This is a genomic window from Pseudomonas sp. B329 (assembly GCF_023127835.1).
Taxonomy (GTDB): Bacteria; Pseudomonadota; Gammaproteobacteria; order Pseudomonadales; family Pseudomonadaceae; genus Aquipseudomonas; species Aquipseudomonas synxantha_A.
In genome coordinates this window covers 275,176-291,692 of the sequence record NZ_SPKP01000022.1, presented here as the reverse complement: position 1 = coordinate 291,692, position 16,517 = coordinate 275,176, and the positions used below count along the sequence as shown (strand labels likewise).

Below are 16,517 nucleotides of genomic sequence, written 5' to 3'. Positions count from 1 at the left end.
GTTTATTTATCCTTAGCTGATCCACCGCTATCGCAGGCAAGCCAGCTCCCACATTGAATTGCATCCACATGCTGATCAGCGGCTGGCTGGAAAGTCTTTGTGCAACTGCTCCAGCAACGCATCCTTGTCTTCCCACAACCGGTTGATCCAGCCCTGGAACGCTAACCGGTACTCCCCATCCTGCTCATAATTCTTGCCAATGAATTCAGCCGGGATCTGCACCTCTTCAAAATGCACCACCACCTCCTTCACATTGCCGCACAGCAAATCCCAATAGCCTGGGCGCCCGGCAGGGTAATGGATGGTCACATTCACCAATGATTTGAGCTGCTCGCCCATGGCATCCAGCACAAACGCAATGCCGCCCGCCTTGGGTTTAAGCAGGTAGCGAAACGGTGACTGTTGCTGCGCATGCTTGCCCGGCGTAAAGCGTGTGCCTTCGGCAAAGTTGAAAATCCCCACGGGGTTGTCGCGAAACTTCGCACAGGTCTTGCGGGTGGTTTCCAGGTCCTTGCCTTTCTTTTCCGGGTGCTTCTCAAGATAAGCCTTGGTGTAGCGCTTCATGAACGGAAAGCCCAGTGCCCACCACGCCAGACCAATCACCGGCACCCAGATCAGCTCTTGCTTGAGGAAAAACTTCAGCGGGCGAATGCGCCGATTGAGCACGTATTGCAGCACCATGATATCGACCCAGCTCTGGTGGTTGCTGGTCACCAGATACGAATGCTGATAGTCCAGGCCTTCAAGGCCGCTTAGGTGCCAGCGTGTGCGGCGCACCAGGTTCATCCAGCCTTTGTTGTTGGTCACCCAGGCTTCGTGGGTGTGGTTCATCAGCCATTCGCTGAAGCGCTTGGCGAAGGGCAGTGCCTTGAACAGCGCGACAATAAACAGGAACGAGCACAGCAGGATCGTGTTCAGCGCCAGCAACAGCGAAGCGATCACCCCGCGTACGGCGGCAGGTAGAAAATCCAGCATTTAGATATCCATAGGTCGGTTGGCGGCTTGGATCGCAGTCAGCGCGATGGTGTACACGATGTCGTCTACCTGGGCGCCGCGCGGCAGGTCGTTGACCGGTTTGCGCAGGCCCTGGAGCATCGGCCCCAGGCTCACGCAATCGGCGCTGCGTTGCACGGCTTTGTAAGTGGTGTTGCCGGTGTTCAGGTCGGGGAACACGAACACCGTGGCCTTGCCCGCCACCTGGCTATTGGGCGCCAATTGCCGGGCCACGCTTTCATTGGCGGCGGCGTCGTATTGCAGCGGTCCGTCGATCAGCAGCGAGCCTTGCTGTTCGTGGGCGAGCAGGGTGGCTTCGCGGACTTTTTCAACTTCTTCGCCGCTGGCCGAATCACCGCTGGAGTAGCTGATCATCGCCACGCGTGGCGTGATGCCGAACGCGGCGGCGGAATCGGCGCTTTGCAAGGCGATTTCCGCCAGTTCCGCGGCGCTTGGGTGTGGGTTCATCACACAGTCGCCGTACACCAGCACCTGCTCGGGGAACAGCATGAAGAACACCGACGACACCAGGGTGCAGCCCGGCGCGGTCTTGATCAGTTGCAGGGCCGGGCGAATGGTATTGGCGGTGGAGTGGATGACGCCGGAGACCAGGCCGTCCACTTCGTCCAGGGCGAGCATCATGGTGGCGATCACCACTGTGTCTTCCAGCTGTTGCTCGGCCATTGGTGCGTTGAGGCTCTTGGTCTTGCGCAAGGCAACCATCGGCTCGACATAGCGCTGGCGAATCAGGTCCGGGTCAAGAATCTCCAGGCCCTCGGGTAGCTCGATACCCTGGGCACGGGCGACCGCTTCGACATCCGCCGGTTTGGCCAACAGCACGCAGCGGGCAATGCCTCGGGCCTGGCAGATGGCGGCGGCCTGCACCGTCAGCGGCTCGCTGCCCTCGGGCAACACGATGCGCTTGTTGGCGGCCTGGGCCCGTTGGATCAACTGGTAGCGGAACACCGCCGGCGACAGGCGCATCTCCCTGGGCGTGCCACACCGTTGGTGCAGCCAGCGTGCGTCGAGGTGGCTGGCGACGAAGTCGGTGATGATCTCCGCGCGCTCACGGTCATCGATGGGGATTTCCTTGTTGAGGCTATTGAGCTGGTTGGCGGTGTCGTAGGAGCCGGTGCTCACCGACAGCACTGGTAACCCGCCCTGGAAGGCGCCGCGGCACAGATCCATGATGCGCGGGTCGGGCAGGGTGTCGCTGGTCAGCAGCAGGCCGGCCAGCGGCACGCCGTTGATCGCGGCCAGGCTGACGGCGAGGATGATGTCGTCGCGATCGCCGGGGGTAACCACCAGGACGCCGGGCTTGAGCAGCTCTACGGTGTTGCGCATGGTACGGGCGCAAATGATGATCTTGGTCATGCGCCGGGTTTCATAGTCACCGGCGTTGAGGACCTGCGCACCCATCAGGTCGGCCACATCGCGGGTGCGCGGGGCATTGAGTTCGGGCTGGTAGGGGATGCAGCCAAGCAGGCGGAAATCGCCGCTGCGCAACAACGGCGAGTGCTCTTTAAGGCGCGCCGAGAATGCCTCCATGCTTTCGTCGGTGCGCACTTTGTTGAGGATCACGCCCAATACTTTCGGGTCTTTGGGGCCGCCGAACAGTTGGGCCTGCAATTCCACCCGGCCAGAGAGCTCGGTGAGCACTTCGTTCTCCGGCGCCGAGACCAGGATCACTTCCGCATCCAGGCTCTTGGCCAGGTGCAGGTTGACCCGCGCGGCGTAGCTGGCGCTGCGGGTCGGCACCATGCCTTCGACGATCAGCACGTCTTTGCCTACGGCGGCCTGCTGATACAGGGTGATGATTTCTTCAAGCAGCTCATCGAGTTGGCCGTCGCCGAGCATTCGCTCCACATGGGCCAGGCCCAGGGGTTGTGGTGGCTTCAGGCCGTGGGTACGTGCCACCAGCTCAGTGGAGCGCTCCGGACCGGTATCGCCCGGGTGTGGCTGGGCAATCGGTTTGAAGAAGCCGACTTTAAGGCCGGCCCGTTCCAGGGTGCGCACCAGCCCAAGGCTGATGGAGGTCAGACCCACACCAAAATCGGTGGGCGCGATAAAAAAAGTCTGCATGCGAATTCTCTGGAGGTGCATGGCTTGGGTGGCGCCCTATGCATGGGCGCCTACCGCGAATCAGGCGTCAAGGTTATCGTTATTCGCGCACTTGCGCACACCAGCCGCACGCAAAGGGTTGGCCTATTTTTTCAAGGCGTTGCGCGGGGTCGACGACCCAGGCGCGCGACTGCCACGGCGGCTGGTGGCGCAGGTGCTGGGTGTGGCCGCAGGACAGCTCGGCAACCCAGTGCCGGTCGTCATCCTGGTGGAATCCGGTGATCGTCGAGACCGTTGGTCGGCCCCGTCTGTCCGGGTTCTGTTCGCTTTCGGGCAAATCCTTGTTTAGACTTGTCCGTTCTTCATTCTTATGCAAAAGGTCTCGCCCCATGACGATCGCCGCTAACAAGGCTGTCTCCATCGACTATACCCTGACCAACGACGCTGGTGAGGTCATCGACAGCTCAGCCGGCGGCGCGCCGCTGGTCTACCTGCAAGGCGCAGGTAACATCATCCCAGGCCTGGAAAAGGCCCTGGAAGGCAAGGCAGTCGGTGACGAACTGACCGTAGCCGTAGAACCTGAAGATGCCTACGGCGAATACTCCGCCGAGCTGGTCAGCACTTTGAGCCGCAGCATGTTCGAAGGCGTTGACGAGCTGGAAGTGGGCATGCAGTTCCACGCTTCCGCGCCGGACGGCCAAATGCAGATCGTCACCATCCGTGACTTGGACGGCGATGATGTGACTGTCGACGGCAACCACCCTCTGGCTGGCCAGCGCCTGAACTTCCAAGTGAAAATCGTTGCCATCCGCGATGCTTCCCAGGAAGAAGTGGCTCACGGCCACGTCCACGGTGAAGGCGGTCACCACCATTGATTGTGGTTTGATCAATCGGTAGCAAAAACGCCCCGACTGGTTCGGGGCGTTTTTTTTTGCGTTTTAATGTGGGAGGGGGCTTGCTCCCGATAGCGGTGTATCAGTACCAGATATTCTGACTGACACACCGCCATCGGGAGCAAGCCCCCTCCCACAAGGGAAGTTGTGATGAATCTTTGGGCAAACAAAAATGCCCCGGACCTTTCGGTACGGGGCATTTCTTAACTGTTACGCAGCCTGGGCTGCGTGGCAGTTGTTACCACTTAGGCTGCAGCAGGAACGCTCAGAGCCTTGATGTGGCCATTCAGGCGGCTCTTATGGCGAGCGGCCTTGTTCTTGTGGATGATGCCTTTATCGGCCATACGGTCGATAACTGGCACGGCCAGAACGTAAGCAGCTTGAGCTTTTTCAGCGTCTTTGGTGTCGATGGCTTTAACTACATTCTTGATGTAGGTACGAACCATGGAACGCAGGCTGGCGTTGTGGCTGCGACGCTTCTCAGCCTGTTTTGCACGTTTTTTGGCGGAAGGTGTGTTGGCCACCGTCGAGCTCCTCGAAAGACTTTTTAGGAAATAGCAAACAAAATAGGCCGCGAATCATGCCGATGACTTGATGGGTTGTCAAGGGCGGCTGATGCGAACTGCTGAGTGGTCGATCTGAAGAGGCGGGTGATTTATTTCCGGCGCTTGACCTGTAAACTCGCGAGCTTTGGCTCTGTGCTGTTGCAGGCGCGCAGTATCGCATAAGTGGGCGCTTTGTTCGCCTGCTCTTTATCTATAGGCGCAAACTCTTTCAATGAATCTGCTCAAATCGTTGGCTGCGGTCAGCTCTATCACGATGATCTCCCGGGTTTTGGGGTTTGTGCGTGACACTCTGCTGGCGCGCATCTTTGGCGCCAGTATGGCCACGGATGCCTTCTTTATTGCCTTCAAACTCCCCAACCTGCTGCGACGGATCTTTGCCGAAGGCGCGTTCTCCCAGGCGTTCGTGCCGATTCTGGCCGAATACAAGACCCAGCATGGCGAGGAGGCGACTCGTACGTTCATCGCCTACGTCTCGGGTTTGCTGACGCTGGTACTGATGCTGGTAACCATCGTCGGGATGCTCGCCGCGCCCTGGGTGATCTGGGCCACGGCGCCCGGTTTTGCCAATACGCCGGAAAAGTTTGCGCTCACCACTGATCTGCTGCGGGTGACCTTTCCTTATATATTGCTGATTTCCCTGTCTTCGCTCGCCGGGGCGATCCTCAATACCTGGAATCGTTTCTCGGTACCGGCCTTTGTGCCGACCTTGCTGAACGTCAGCATGATTATTTTTGCGCTGTTCCTTACGCCGTATTTCGATCCGCCCGTCATGGCCCTGGGCTGGGCGGTCCTGGCCGGCGGCCTGGCGCAGTTGCTGTACCAACTGCCGCACCTGAAAAAAATCGGCATGCTCGTACTGCCACGCCTGAACCTCAAGGACACCGGCGTCTGGCGCGTGATGCGCAATATGCTGCCGGCGATACTCGGGGTATCGGTCAGTCAGATTTCCCTGATCATCAACACCGCGTTCGCCTCGTTGCTGGTATCCGGCTCGGTATCGTGGATGTACTACGCCGACCGCTTGATGGAGTTGCCATCCGGTGTGCTTGGTGTGGCATTGGGCACGATCCTGCTGCCTACCCTGGCACGCACCTATGCCAGCAAGGATCGTCAGGAGTATTCGCGCATTCTCGATTGGGGCCTGCGTCTGTGCTTTCTGTTGGTGTTGCCATGCGCACTGGCCCTGGGAATCCTGGCCGAGCCGCTGACGGTCTCGCTGTTTCAATACGGGCAATTCGATGCGCACGACGCGTTGATGACCCAGCACGCACTGGTTGCCTACTCTGTCGGTCTGCTCGGCATTATTGTGATCAAGGTGCTGGCACCGGGCTTCTACGCACAGCAGAACATCCGTACGCCGGTGAAAATCGCGATTTTCACGCTGATTGTCACGCAACTGCTCAACCTGGTATTTATCGGTCCTTTGGCCCATGCCGGGCTGGCGCTGGCGATCAGTGCCGGAGCTTGTATCAATGCAGGCCTGCTGTTTTATCAACTGCGCAAACAGCAGATGTATCAACCACAGCCGGGTTGGGGAATGTTTACCCTCAAGTTGCTCGTGGCGGTGGCTGCGATGTCCGCCGTGCTGGTGGGCTTGATGCACGTGATGCCGGCCTGGGGCGATGGGGATATGCTTGAGCGCTTTATGCGCCTGGGTGTATTGGTGGTCGCGGGCGTAGCGGTGTACTTCGGGATGTTGCTGTTGCAGGGTTTCCGCCTGCGGGATTTCAATCGCAAGTCGCTGGGATAGAGACTTCGCCGCGATAAAACGATTGTTTTATCGATTCGACCCATTTGGCCTGCGCTGTTGCCTGTCGTCCGGGGCCGGGTGTGGTTATAATCGACCACTTTATGAGCAAGAAGCGCGTTATGCAGCTGGTTCGAGGTCTCCACAACCTGCGCCCCGAGCATCGGGGCTGCGTCGCCACTATTGGCAACTTTGACGGTGTTCACCGTGGCCACCAGGCTATCCTGGCAAGGCTGCGCGAGCGTGCGGTCGAGTTGGGTGTGCCCAGCTGTGTGGTGATTTTCGAGCCACAACCGCGGGAGTTCTTTACCCCGGAAACAGCGCCGGCCCGTTTGGCGCGCTTGCGCGACAAGCTGCAACTGCTGGCGGAGGAGGGCGTGGACCGCGTCCTCTGCCTGGCTTTCAACCAGCGTTTGCGCAGCCTCAGCGCCGCCGAGTTCGTCGACCGCATCCTGGTCGATGGCCTGGGTGTACAACACCTGGAGGTTGGTGACGACTTCCATTTCGGTTGCGATCGGGTCGGGGATTTCGATTTCCTGCAACATGCCGGCGTCAACCAGGGCTTTACCGTTGAAGCCGCCCAAACCGTCGAACTGGACGGCCTGCGTGTGAGCAGCACCCAGGTGCGTAACGCCTTGGCTGCCGCCGACTTCGACCTGGCCGAGCGTTTGCTCGGTCGCCCGTTCCGCATTGCCGGGCGGGTACTGCACGGCCAGAAGCTGGCGCGCCAATTGGGCACGCCAACTGCCAACGTGCAACTCAAGCGCCGCCGAGTGCCGCTGACTGGGGTTTACCTGGTGAGCGTCGACATCGACGGCCAATCGTGGCCGGGAGTCGCCAATATAGGCGTCAGGCCCACGGTTGCAGGTGATGGCAAGGCCCACCTGGAAGTTCACCTTTTGGATTTTGCCGGTGATTTATACGACCGGCGTTTGACGGTGGTTTTCCACCAGAAGCTGCGTGAAGAGCAGCGTTTCGCCTCCCTGGAGGCGTTGAAAACGGCGATCAATGCGGATGTCGCCGCCGCCCGTGCACTAGCCGCACCTAGCGCCCATCGCTAACCGAAGAGCCTTAAATGACCGACTATAAAGCCACGCTAAACCTTCCGGACACCGCCTTCCCAATGAAGGCCGGCCTGCCACAGCGCGAACCGCAGATCCTGCAGCGCTGGAACAGTATTGGCCTGTACGGAAAGTTGCGCGAAATTGGCAAGGATCGTCCGAAATTCGTCCTGCACGACGGCCCTCCTTATGCCAACGGCACGATTCATATCGGTCATGCGCTGAACAAGATTCTCAAGGACATGATCCTGCGCTCCAAAACCCTGTCGGGCTTTGACGCGCCGTACGTTCCGGGCTGGGACTGCCATGGCCTGCCGATCGAGCACAAAGTCGAAGTGACCTACGGCAAGAACCTGGGCGCGGACAAGACCCGCGAACTCTGCCGTGCCTACGCCACCGAGCAGATCGAAGGGCAGAAGTCCGAATTCATTCGCCTGGGCGTGCTGGGCGAGTGGGACAATCCCTACAAGACCATGAACTTCAAGAACGAGGCCGGTGAAATCCGTGCCTTGGCTGAAATCGTCAAGGGCGGCTTCGTGTTCAAGGGTCTCAAGCCCGTGAACTGGTGCTTTGACTGCGGTTCGGCCCTGGCCGAAGCGGAAGTCGAATACGAAGACAAAAAGTCGTCGACCATCGACGTGGCCTTCCCGATTGCCGATGACGCCAAGCTGGCCGAGGCATTCGGCCTGGCAAGCCTGGCCAAGCCGGCTGCCATCGTGATCTGGACCACCACCCCGTGGACCATCCCGGCCAACCAGGCGCTGAACGTGCACCCGGAATTCACCTACGCTCTGGTGGATGTCGGTGATCGCCTGTTGGTGCTGGCCGAAGAAATGGTCGAGTCGTGCCTTGCCCGCTACGAGTTGCAAGGCTCGGTGATCGCCACCGCCACCGGCTCCGCGCTGGAACTGATCAACTTCCGTCACCCGTTCTATGACCGTCTGTCGCCAGTGTACCTGGCTGACTACGTCGAGCTGGGTTCGGGTACCGGCATTGTCCACTGCTCGCCTGCCTATGGCGTGGACGACTTCGTGATCTGCAAGAAGTACGGCATGGTCAACGACGACATCATCAACCCGGTGCAGAGCAACGGCGTATACGTGCCTTCGCTCGAGTTCTTTGGTGGCCAGTTCATCTTCAAGGCTGACCAGCCGATCATCGAAAAACTGCGTGAAGTCGGTGCGTTGATGCAAACCGCCGCCATCCAGCACAGCTATATGCATTGCTGGCGTCACAAGACCCCGCTGATCTACCGCGCTACGGCGCAGTGGTTTATCGGCATGGACAAAGAGCCGACCAGCGGCGACACCTTGCGTGTACGCTCGCTCAAGGCCATCGAAGACACCAAGTTCGTCCCGTCCTGGGGTCAGGCGCGCCTGCACTCGATGATCGCCAACCGTCCGGACTGGTGCATCTCCCGCCAGCGCAACTGGGGCGTGCCGATCCCGTTCTTCCTGAACAAGGAAAGCGGTGAGCTGCACCCGCGCACCGTCGAGCTGATGGAAGTCGTGGCCCAGCGTGTCGAGCAGCAAGGCATCGAAGCCTGGTTCAAGCTGGACGCTGCCGAGCTGCTGGGCGACGAAGCGCCGCTGTACGACAAGATCACCGACACCCTCGACGTGTGGTTCGATTCGGGCACCACTCACTGGCATGTGCTGCGTGGTTCGCACCCGATGGGCCACGAGACCGGCCCGCGTGCCGACCTGTACCTGGAAGGTTCGGACCAACACCGTGGCTGGTTCCACTCGTCGTTGCTCACCGGTTGCGCCATCGACAACCATGCGCCGTACCGCGAGCTGCTGACCCACGGCTTCACCGTCGACGAGACGGGCCGCAAGATGTCCAAATCGCTGAAGAACGTGATCGAGCCGAAAAAGATCAACGACACCTTGGGCGCCGACATCATGCGCCTGTGGGTGGCTTCCACCGATTACTCGGGTGAAATCGCCGTCTCGGACCAGATCCTGGCCCGCAGCGCCGACGCCTACCGCCGTATCCGCAATACCGCGCGATTCATGCTGTCGAACCTGACCGGCTTCAACCCGGCCAGCGACCTGCTGCCGGCCGAAGACATGCTCGCCCTCGACCGTTGGGCTGTGGACCGTACCTTGTTGCTGCAGCGCGAGTTGCAGGAACACTACGGCGAATACCGCTTCTGGAACGTCTACTCCAAGATCCACAACTTCTGCGTGCAGGAGCTGGGTGGTTTCTACCTCGACATCATCAAGGACCGCCAGTACACCACTGGCGCCAACAGCAAGGCGCGCCGTTCGGCGCAGACCGCGCTGTACCACATCAGCGAAGCGCTGGTGCGCTGGATCGCACCGATTCTGGCATTCACCGCTGACGAACTGTGGGAGTACCTGCCGGGCGAGCGTAACGAGTCCGTCATGCTCAACACCTGGTACGAAGGCCTGACCGAACTGCCGGCTGACTTCGAACTGGGCCGCGAGTACTGGGAAGGCGTGATGGCCGTCAAGGTTGCGGTGAACAAGGAACTGGAAGTCCAGCGTGCGGCCAAGGCCGTGGGTGGCAACCTGCAAGCCGAAGTCACCCTGTTTGCCGAAGACGGCCTGACCGCCGACCTGGCCAAGCTGAGCAACGAGCTGCGCTTCGTGCTGATCACCTCTACTGCGAGCCTGGCGCCGTTTACCCAGGCTCCGGCAGATGCGGTGGCTACCGAAGTGCCTGGCCTTAAGCTCAAAGTGGTCAAGTCGGCCTTCCCCAAGTGCGCTCGTTGCTGGCACTGCCGTGAAGACGTCGGCGTGAACCCTGAGCACCCGGAAATCTGCGGTCGTTGTGTCGACAACATCAGCGGTGAAGGCGAGGTTCGCCACTATGCCTAATGCAGACAGTCGTTTCGGACGTCTGGGCTGGCTCGTACTGAGCCTGCTGGTCCTGGTCATTGACCAGGTCAGCAAGGCTCACTTCGAGGGCTCCCTGGAAATGTTCCAGCAAATCGTGGTGATCCCGGATTATTTCAGCTGGACCCTGGCCTACAACACTGGCGCCGCCTTCAGCTTCCTCGCTGACGGCGGTGGCTGGCAGCGCTGGCTGTTTGCTGTGATCGCCGTGGTGGTAAGTGCCGTACTGGTGGTGTGGCTCAAGCGCCTGGGCCGCGACGACACCTGGCTGGCCATCGCGCTGGCCCTAGTGTTGGGTGGCGCGCTGGGCAACCTGTATGACCGCATCGCCCTGGGCCATGTGATCGACTTTATCCTGGTGCATTGGCAGAACCGCCACTACTTCCCGGCGTTCAACTTTGCCGACAGTGCTATCACCGTCGGCGCAATCATGCTGGCGCTGGATATGTTCAAGAGCAAGAAAACCGGAGAAACCGTCAATGACTGATCAGGTATTGGCTGAGCAACGCATCGGCCAGAACACGGAAGTCACTTTGCATTTCGCACTGCGCCTGGAGAATGGCGACACGGTCGACAGCACGTTCGACAAGGCCCCCGCGACCTTCAAGGTCGGCGACGGCAACCTGCTGCCGGGTTTCGAAGCGGCACTGTTCGGTTTCAAGGCCGGTGACAAGCGCACCCTGCAAATCCTGCCGGAAAACGCCTTTGGCCAGCCCAACCCGCAAAACGTGCAGATCATCCCCCGTTCGCAGTTCCAGAACATGGACCTGTCGGAAGGCTTGCTGGTGATCTTCAATGATGCGGCGAACACTGAATTGCCTGGCGTGGTGAAAGCATTTGATGACGCGCAAGTGACCATCGACTTCAATCACCCGTTGGCCGGCAAGACGTTGACCTTTGACGTCGAGATTATCGACGTCAAAGCGCTGTAACCGACCGTACGCGGTCTAAAATGTGGGAGGGGGCTTGCTCCCGATAGCGGTGTATCAGCTAAATGTGCAGACTGATATACCTATATCGGGAGCAAGCCCCCTCCCACCTTTGATCTCCATTGTCGGTTGAGTCAGTGTCAAATTGACTCAATGTGGCTGCAATACACGAGGCACAGCATGCAAATCAAACTCGCCAACCCCCGTGGCTTCTGCGCCGGCGTGGACCGGGCGATCGAAATCGTCAATCGCGCCCTGGAAGTCTTCGGGCCGCCGATTTATGTGCGCCATGAAGTCGTCCATAACAAATTTGTGGTCGAAGACTTGCGCGCGCGCGGGGCGATCTTTGTCGAAGAACTCGATCAGGTGCCCGACGACGTGATCGTCATCTTCAGTGCCCACGGTGTTTCCCAGGCTGTACGTACCGAAGCGGCGGGCCGTGGCCTCAAGGTGTTCGATGCCACCTGCCCACTGGTGACCAAGGTGCATATCGAAGTGGCGCGCTACAGCCGCGACGGTCGTGAGTGCATCCTGATCGGCCACGCCGGTCACCCGGAGGTAGAAGGCACCATGGGCCAATACGACGCCAGCAACGGCGGTGCTATCTACCTGGTTGAGGACGAGAAAGACGTCGCCAACTTGCAGGTGCACAATCCGGAACGCCTGGCCTTCGTGACCCAGACCACCTTGTCCATGGACGACACCAGCCGCGTAATCGATGCCCTGCGCACGCGGTTCCCGGCCATTGGCGGCCCGCGCAAGGATGACATCTGCTACGCCACGCAAAACCGCCAGGATGCGGTCAAGCAACTGGCAAATGAGTGTGACGTAGTGCTGGTGGTCGGCAGCCCTAACAGCTCCAACTCCAACCGCCTGCGTGAGCTGGCCGAGCGCATGGCTACGCCGGCGTACCTGATCGACGGTGCCGAAGACATGCAGCGCAGTTGGTTCGATGGTGTCGAGCGTATCGGCATCACGGCAGGCGCCTCCGCACCGGAAGTGCTGGTACGCGGCGTGATCCAGCAGTTGCAGGCCTGGGGCGCTACTGGCGCCGATGAGCTGGCAGGTCGTGAAGAGAACATCACGTTCTCGATGCCGAAGGAACTGCGGGTCCGCTCGCTGCTCTGACGCCAACAATGCCGGCATCGGCTCGGCATAATGCCTGCTCGGTCTTGTCACTGCGCAGGCTGATGCGTCCGCTGGGGGCCAGCACGATCTGATACAGGCTCTGTGCCTGGCTCGTGTCGCACACATGCACGGTGCCGGCACGGAAGCCTCCGCCGGCGAAAACCGGTTCTCCCAAGCCGCTGAAACGCACCTGGTCCGTGACCGGGCCATTGCCTGCCACTGGCACGCGACCATCACCCTGGCGCTCCAGCAGCACCGGGTTGTCGTCGTCCTGATGGCCGCGTCCACTGACATCCAGTATCACCCGCCACCCCAGGCTCCAGTCCCTGTCGTTTGCATGAATGACCACCGCCTGATTGCGCGTGATGGCCTCCATGCGTGCGTAACGCAGTCCGGCGGCAAGTGATTGGGCCACGCTTTGTCGTTGCTGCGATTCAAGCAAACCTTTGAAACCGGGTACGGCCAATTGCGCGAGGAAGCTGGTGACGATCAGCCCCAGCAGCATTTCAATCAGGGTGAACCCTCGTTGTGTCATGTGCGTTCCCTCCGTGGACGCGAGTGAATCTTCGAGTTGCAGACCTAGGTATAGCGCCTGGCCGCGAATGCTGGGTGATGGCCTTTATGTCCAAAGTATTTCCCTTTGTTCCGGCAGCAGCGCTGCTCGAAATCCGCCGCTAGTCTTGGATCGCACAGCAGGGTTTGCCTGCTTTTTTCCGGCCTTCGACATGGATGACGACGGTAATGCCTGCCCGCCCGAATCGATTTTTTCTGCGCTTCGCGCATCGGCACCAATCCGGCATGACGCTGATCGAGGTGCTGATAGCGCTGTTGATCCTGGCTGTCGGCCTGATGGGCGCTGCAATGCTTCAGCTCAACGCGCTCAAGTACACCGACAGCGCCAGGATGATCAGCCAAGCCAGCTTTATCGCCTACGACATGCTCGACCGAATTCGCGCCAATGCTGGTGCGGATTACACGTGGGGGAGGGACGAGTCGGGGCCGCCCAACACTTCGGCCGCCAGTGTGCGCGACCTGGACCTGCACGATTTCGAGGCCAATATCATTGGTTTTGCTGGCAAGGATGCCAAGGGATCCGTGGCGGTAAGCGGGCATGAGGTCACCATCAGCATCAGTTGGGAGGATCGCCGCTCAGCAGGCACCCCAGGAGCACGGGAAACCTTCACGCTGACCAGCCGAGTCACCAGTGAGCAGGGAGCCTTGCAATGAATCGTCATGCCCGAGGTTTCAGCCTGGTGGAGTTGTTGCTGGCACTCGCCGTCGGGCTGGTGCTGGTGTTGGGGGTGAGTCAGGTGCTCATAAGTTCACGATTGACTCACGACAGCCAGCAGGCCGCCATGGTGCTGCAGGATGATGCGCGGCTTGCCCTGGGCAAGATCACACAGGACATTCGTCAGGCAGGCATGTTGGGATGTTTGGCCGCGACCGTTATCGACAACGCCCCGGCTGCCTTCGATCGACCGATAAGCTGGGACGCGTCGGGAAGTTCAAGGTCGCTGACGTTGGTCACCGCGCACCTCGGTAACGGCGCTGGCAAGCCCGATTGGACGGTGTTGTCCGACTGCAAGGAGGCGGCCCAGGCGTATGAGGGGGCAGCACCTGCTGCCGCCCCTGGCCTGATCCGCTTTGGCATACGCCAGCTTACCTACACCTATGAATCGGGCCAGTTGAAGGTCAGTACTCCGGCAGCGCCGGCAAAGGCGGTACTGATTGATAACGTGCGTGCATTCGACATCAGTTTTGGCTTGGCGGCTGAACCTGCATCAACGGTTGTGGTGCGTTACGACAGCCATTCGGCTGACAGCTCTTTGGTACGTAGTGTGCGTATATCCATGACTCTGCAAGACCCAGCTGGGCGGGTTAAGGATCAGACCTACAGTGTCGTTGCGGCGCTGCGAAATCGGTTGGGTTAGGGGCGATGTCGATGCTTGGCGGTATTCGGGTACGGCAGAACGGGATGGTGCTGCTGATCAGTCTGGTATTCCTGCTGTTGTTATCGCAGCTGGGGCTGTCGTCGATACAGGGGGCGGTCGCCCAGCAAAAAGTCGCAAGTAGCCTGTGGCAGCGTAATCAATCCTTTCAGTCTGCTGAAAGCGGTTTGCGGCTGGGGGAGTCGGTTGTGCAGAGGGGCGGCCCTGCGATGCCTGTGTGCAACTCGGTTATTACGTGTGTACCGCCTAATGAAGCATTTTCCTTGACTGGCGCAGGGGCAAACCCTGTCTCAGCGGTCACCTGGTTGGCCTTGAGGGGTGGGTTTTATGGCGTTCAATCCCTGGGGGAAGGAGCAGGGCTGGCTCATTTGCCGCCCGATACACGGGCAGCGCTCTTTCGCATCACTGCCGTGGGCCTTACAGGCCAATCGCGCACGGTGCTGGAGTCGGTTTATGCACGGGTGGAGGAGGGCGGCAACGTCAGGTTTCGACGGATTTCATGGCGGCAACTTCAATAAGGAGCAATGGGATGGGCATGGATAGCCAGGGCTTTACCCTGATGGAGTTATTGATCGCCGTGGCGATCGTTGCGTTGTTGGCCGGCATTGCGTATCCCGGGTACATCGGCCAGGTAAAAAAGGTGTATCGCGCGCAAATAGTCGCGTTGCTGAGCGAGCAAGCCCAGCACCTGGAGCGCGCATATACCAGAAACGGCACTTTTATTGATGCGGGCGGCGCCATTGCGGGTAACGATCACTATAGAATCAGTGTGATTTTAAACCCCCAGGATTTCGACTTGCTCGCTACGCCTGCCGTGGACTCAGTCATGGCGGACGACGCGTGTGCAGCTTTCAGCTTGAGCAGCACCGGTATGCGAAGCAACCCGGGAGCGGCGCCTGAAATGTCGCGCAAAGTCTGCTGGGGGCAGTGATGAGAGTGCTTGAAGAGTGGGCGCCGGGCGCGCCTTTCCCTGTTTATCGGCGGGATCAGATGATGGCAAAGCAACAGCAAGTGGTGATTGTCGGCGGCGGAGTAATCGGGCTGTTGACGGCGTACAACCTTGCCAGAGAAGGGCGTGCAGTCATGCTGCTGGAGCGTGCGGGGCTTGGGCAGGAGTCTTCCTGGGCGGGTGGCGGAATTGTCTCACCGTTGTATCCATGGCGTTATAGCCCGGCCGTGACTGCCTTGGCCCATTGGTCCCAGGATTTCTATCCGCAGTTGGCACAGCGCTTGTTTGCCGCAACCGGTGTCGATCCCGAGGTTCATACCACGGGTTTGTACTGGCTTGACCTGGATGATGAGGCTGACGCATTGGCCTGGGCTGCGCGTGAAGGGCGGCCATTGAGCAAGGTGGACGTGTCCCAGGCTCATGATGCCGTGCCGGCGCTGGGAGGCGGCTACTCCCGGGCGATCTACATGGCCGATGTGGCCAATGTGCGCAACCCTCGCCTGGTCAAATCCTTGAAGGCGGCGCTGCTGGCGTTGCCGGATGTGACGATTCACGAGCACTGCGAAGTGTCGGGTTTTGTGCAGAACAACAATCGCGTGGTGGGGGTGAACACTGCTACGGGACCGGTTTTTGCCGATCAGGTGGTGCTCGCCGCCGGGGCCTGGAGCGGGCAGTTGCTGAGCACACTGGGCATGACCCTTCCCGTGGAGCCGGTCAAAGGCCAAATGATCCTGTACAAGTGCGCGTCCGACTTTTTATCCAGCATGGTCTTGGCCAAGGGGCGCTATGCAATCCCCCGCCGCGATGGGCACATTCTGATTGGAAGCACATTGGAACATGAGGGGTTCGACAAGACGCCGACCGAAACTGCGTTGGCGAGCCTCAAGGCGTCTGCGGTGGAACTGATCCCCGCCTTGGCGGACGCCGAGGTGGTCGGGCATTGGGCGGGGTTGCGGCCCGGTTCGCCGGAAGGTATCCCCTATATCGGAGAGGTTCCCGGCTTTCAGGGCTTGTGGCTCAATTGCGGGCATTACCGCAATGGCCTGGTACTCGCACCGGCCTCCTGCCAGTTGTTCGCCGACTTGCTGTTGGGGCGGGCTCCGATCATTGATCCGGCGCCTTATGCCCCGGCAGGTCGCCTCAACGCTGGATAGACTTCGGCCCTTGTTCCAGGTGCGCCTGGGTGCAGTACCACTCCTGGCGCGAACTCAGTGCGCGATCCTGCGGCAGGTGCACGCCGCAGTGGGCGCATCGCACCATCAGCGCTGCGTTCGGCTCGGCAGGTCGTTGCTGGCGGGCTGCAGGGTTTTTGAATTTGCGCCAGAACCATACCGCGGCAGCAATGACGGCAATCCAGAACAGTAGACGAAGCATGAT

At 60.1% G+C, this 16,517-nt stretch carries 18 protein-coding genes; 12 read left to right on the top strand and 6 right to left on the bottom strand.

Annotated elements, in window-relative coordinates:
• Positions 1-75 precede the first annotated feature (75 nt).
• From E4P00_RS14780 to E4P00_RS14770, 3 genes are all read right to left on the bottom strand, one after another.
• Entirely contained in the window at positions 76-975 is a 900-nt protein-coding gene (locus tag E4P00_RS14780; protein WP_078820252.1) for an acyltransferase, read from the bottom strand.
• Complete coding sequence (gene pta / locus E4P00_RS14775) at positions 976-3,075, bottom strand: phosphate acetyltransferase (protein ID WP_248131865.1); 2,100 nt, start codon at positions 3,073-3,075, stop codon at positions 976-978.
• A gap of 79 nt (positions 3,076-3,154) precedes the next feature.
• Positions 3,155-3,445, bottom strand: coding sequence for a DUF3565 domain-containing protein (locus E4P00_RS14770; protein WP_078820254.1), 291 nt, complete (start codon positions 3,443-3,445; stop codon positions 3,155-3,157).
• Between E4P00_RS14770 and E4P00_RS14765 the strand changes: the two genes are divergently transcribed.
• Complete coding sequence (locus tag E4P00_RS14765; protein WP_003171645.1) at positions 3,444-3,929, top strand: peptidylprolyl isomerase; 486 nt, start codon at positions 3,444-3,446, stop codon at positions 3,927-3,929. The two genes, E4P00_RS14770 and E4P00_RS14765, sit on opposite strands and share 2 nt — an antisense overlap.
• Positions 3,930-4,192: 263 nt before the next feature.
• Here the strand turns inward: E4P00_RS14765 and rpsT are convergent, their stop codons facing one another.
• Positions 4,193-4,471 carry a 30S ribosomal protein S20 gene (rpsT, locus tag E4P00_RS14760; RefSeq protein WP_003188401.1) on the bottom strand — a complete coding sequence of 93 codons (279 nt, stop codon included), beginning with the start codon at positions 4,469-4,471 and terminating at the stop codon, positions 4,193-4,195.
• Positions 4,472-4,724: 253 nt separating this feature from the next.
• Between rpsT and murJ the strand changes: the two genes are divergently transcribed.
• The 6 genes from murJ (at position 4,725) to ispH (ending at position 12,242) form a co-directional block, all read left to right on the top strand.
• Entirely contained in the window at positions 4,725-6,263 is a 1,539-nt protein-coding gene (gene murJ, locus E4P00_RS14755) for a murein biosynthesis integral membrane protein MurJ (RefSeq protein WP_078820255.1), read from the top strand.
• A 119-nt stretch (positions 6,264-6,382) separates the two neighbouring features.
• Positions 6,383-7,321, top strand: coding sequence for a bifunctional riboflavin kinase/FAD synthetase (gene ribF / locus E4P00_RS14750; protein ID WP_003188404.1), 939 nt, complete (start codon positions 6,383-6,385; stop codon positions 7,319-7,321).
• Between the two features lie 14 nt (positions 7,322-7,335).
• Positions 7,336-10,167, top strand: a complete 2,832-nt coding sequence (gene ileS, locus E4P00_RS14745; RefSeq protein ID WP_248131863.1) for an isoleucine--tRNA ligase — start codon at positions 7,336-7,338, stop codon at positions 10,165-10,167.
• Entirely contained in the window at positions 10,160-10,672 is a 513-nt protein-coding gene (lspA, locus tag E4P00_RS14740) for a signal peptidase II (protein ID WP_032877979.1), read from the top strand. Before ileS ends, lspA begins: the two co-directional genes overlap by 8 nt.
• Positions 10,673-10,679: 7 nt before the next feature.
• On the top strand, positions 10,680-11,117 hold the full coding sequence (gene fkpB / locus E4P00_RS14735) for an FKBP-type peptidyl-prolyl cis-trans isomerase (protein WP_177327426.1): 438 nt from the start codon (positions 10,680-10,682) through the stop codon (positions 11,115-11,117).
• Between the two features lie 177 nt (positions 11,118-11,294).
• A complete protein-coding gene (gene ispH, locus E4P00_RS14730; RefSeq protein ID WP_005784653.1) occupies positions 11,295-12,242 on the top strand; it encodes a 4-hydroxy-3-methylbut-2-enyl diphosphate reductase in 948 nt (315 codons plus the stop codon).
• On the opposite strand, the gene E4P00_RS14725 is transcribed toward ispH, so the two are convergent.
• The gene (locus E4P00_RS14725) at positions 12,196-12,777 is read right to left on the bottom strand and encodes a GspH/FimT family pseudopilin (RefSeq protein ID WP_078820257.1); all 582 of its coding nucleotides are present in this window, start codon (positions 12,775-12,777) and stop codon (positions 12,196-12,198) included. The two genes, ispH and E4P00_RS14725, sit on opposite strands and share 47 nt — an antisense overlap.
• A 206-nt stretch (positions 12,778-12,983) precedes the next feature.
• On the opposite strand from E4P00_RS14725, the gene pilV reads away from it, so the two are divergent.
• The 5 genes from pilV (at position 12,984) to thiO (ending at position 16,294) form a co-directional block, all read left to right on the top strand.
• Complete coding sequence (gene pilV / locus E4P00_RS14720) at positions 12,984-13,469, top strand: type IV pilus modification protein PilV (RefSeq protein ID WP_248131861.1); 486 nt, start codon at positions 12,984-12,986, stop codon at positions 13,467-13,469.
• Positions 13,466-14,173 carry a prepilin-type N-terminal cleavage/methylation domain-containing protein gene (locus E4P00_RS14715; protein ID WP_248131859.1) on the top strand — a complete coding sequence of 236 codons (708 nt, stop codon included), beginning with the start codon at positions 13,466-13,468 and terminating at the stop codon, positions 14,171-14,173. The genes pilV and E4P00_RS14715 overlap by 4 nt, the downstream gene beginning before the upstream one ends.
• Before the next feature lie 5 nt (positions 14,174-14,178).
• Positions 14,179-14,709: a PilX N-terminal domain-containing pilus assembly protein gene (locus E4P00_RS14710; RefSeq protein WP_032877967.1), complete on the top strand. Its 531-nt coding sequence runs from the start codon at positions 14,179-14,181 to the stop codon at positions 14,707-14,709.
• An 11-nt stretch (positions 14,710-14,720) separates the two neighbouring features.
• Entirely contained in the window at positions 14,721-15,122 is a 402-nt protein-coding gene (locus tag E4P00_RS14705) for a type IV pilin protein (protein WP_032877965.1), read from the top strand.
• Between the two features lie 62 nt (positions 15,123-15,184).
• Positions 15,185-16,294, top strand: a complete 1,110-nt coding sequence (thiO, locus tag E4P00_RS14700; protein WP_005784658.1) for a glycine oxidase ThiO — start codon at positions 15,185-15,187, stop codon at positions 16,292-16,294.
• Here the strand turns inward: thiO and E4P00_RS14695 are convergent.
• Positions 16,281-16,514: a PP0621 family protein gene (locus tag E4P00_RS14695; RefSeq protein ID WP_005784659.1), complete on the bottom strand. Its 234-nt coding sequence runs from the start codon at positions 16,512-16,514 to the stop codon at positions 16,281-16,283. The two genes, thiO and E4P00_RS14695, sit on opposite strands and share 14 nt — an antisense overlap.
• Positions 16,515-16,517: the final 3 nt, after the last annotated feature.

Excerpts from the sequence above, each read along its gene's own strand:
- E4P00_RS14780 (WP_078820252.1), bottom strand. The coding sequence starts at position 975 with ATGCTGGATTTTCTACCTGCCGCCGTACGCGGGGTGATCGCTTCGCTG.
- pta (WP_248131865.1), bottom strand. The coding sequence starts at position 3,075 with ATGCAGACTTTTTTTATCGCGCCCACCGATTTTGGTGTGGGTCTGACC.
- E4P00_RS14765 (WP_003171645.1), top strand. The coding sequence starts at position 3,444 with ATGACGATCGCCGCTAACAAGGCTGTCTCCATCGACTATACCCTGACC.
- E4P00_RS14770 (WP_078820254.1), bottom strand. The coding sequence starts at position 3,445 with ATGGGGCGAGACCTTTTGCATAAGAATGAAGAACGGACAAGTCTAAAC.
- murJ (WP_078820255.1), top strand. The coding sequence starts at position 4,725 with ATGAATCTGCTCAAATCGTTGGCTGCGGTCAGCTCTATCACGATGATC.
- ribF (WP_003188404.1), top strand. The coding sequence starts at position 6,383 with ATGCAGCTGGTTCGAGGTCTCCACAACCTGCGCCCCGAGCATCGGGGC.
- ileS (WP_248131863.1), top strand. The coding sequence starts at position 7,336 with ATGACCGACTATAAAGCCACGCTAAACCTTCCGGACACCGCCTTCCCA.
- lspA (WP_032877979.1), top strand. The coding sequence starts at position 10,160 with ATGCCTAATGCAGACAGTCGTTTCGGACGTCTGGGCTGGCTCGTACTG.
- ispH (WP_005784653.1), top strand. The coding sequence starts at position 11,295 with ATGCAAATCAAACTCGCCAACCCCCGTGGCTTCTGCGCCGGCGTGGAC.
- E4P00_RS14725 (WP_078820257.1), bottom strand. The coding sequence starts at position 12,777 with ATGACACAACGAGGGTTCACCCTGATTGAAATGCTGCTGGGGCTGATC.
- pilV (WP_248131861.1), top strand. The coding sequence starts at position 12,984 with ATGCCTGCCCGCCCGAATCGATTTTTTCTGCGCTTCGCGCATCGGCAC.
- E4P00_RS14715 (WP_248131859.1), top strand. The coding sequence starts at position 13,466 with ATGAATCGTCATGCCCGAGGTTTCAGCCTGGTGGAGTTGTTGCTGGCA.
- E4P00_RS14710 (WP_032877967.1), top strand. The coding sequence starts at position 14,179 with ATGTCGATGCTTGGCGGTATTCGGGTACGGCAGAACGGGATGGTGCTG.
- E4P00_RS14705 (WP_032877965.1), top strand. The coding sequence starts at position 14,721 with ATGGGCATGGATAGCCAGGGCTTTACCCTGATGGAGTTATTGATCGCC.
- thiO (WP_005784658.1), top strand. The coding sequence starts at position 15,185 with ATGGCAAAGCAACAGCAAGTGGTGATTGTCGGCGGCGGAGTAATCGGG.
- E4P00_RS14695 (WP_005784659.1), bottom strand. The coding sequence starts at position 16,514 with ATGCTTCGTCTACTGTTCTGGATTGCCGTCATTGCTGCCGCGGTATGG.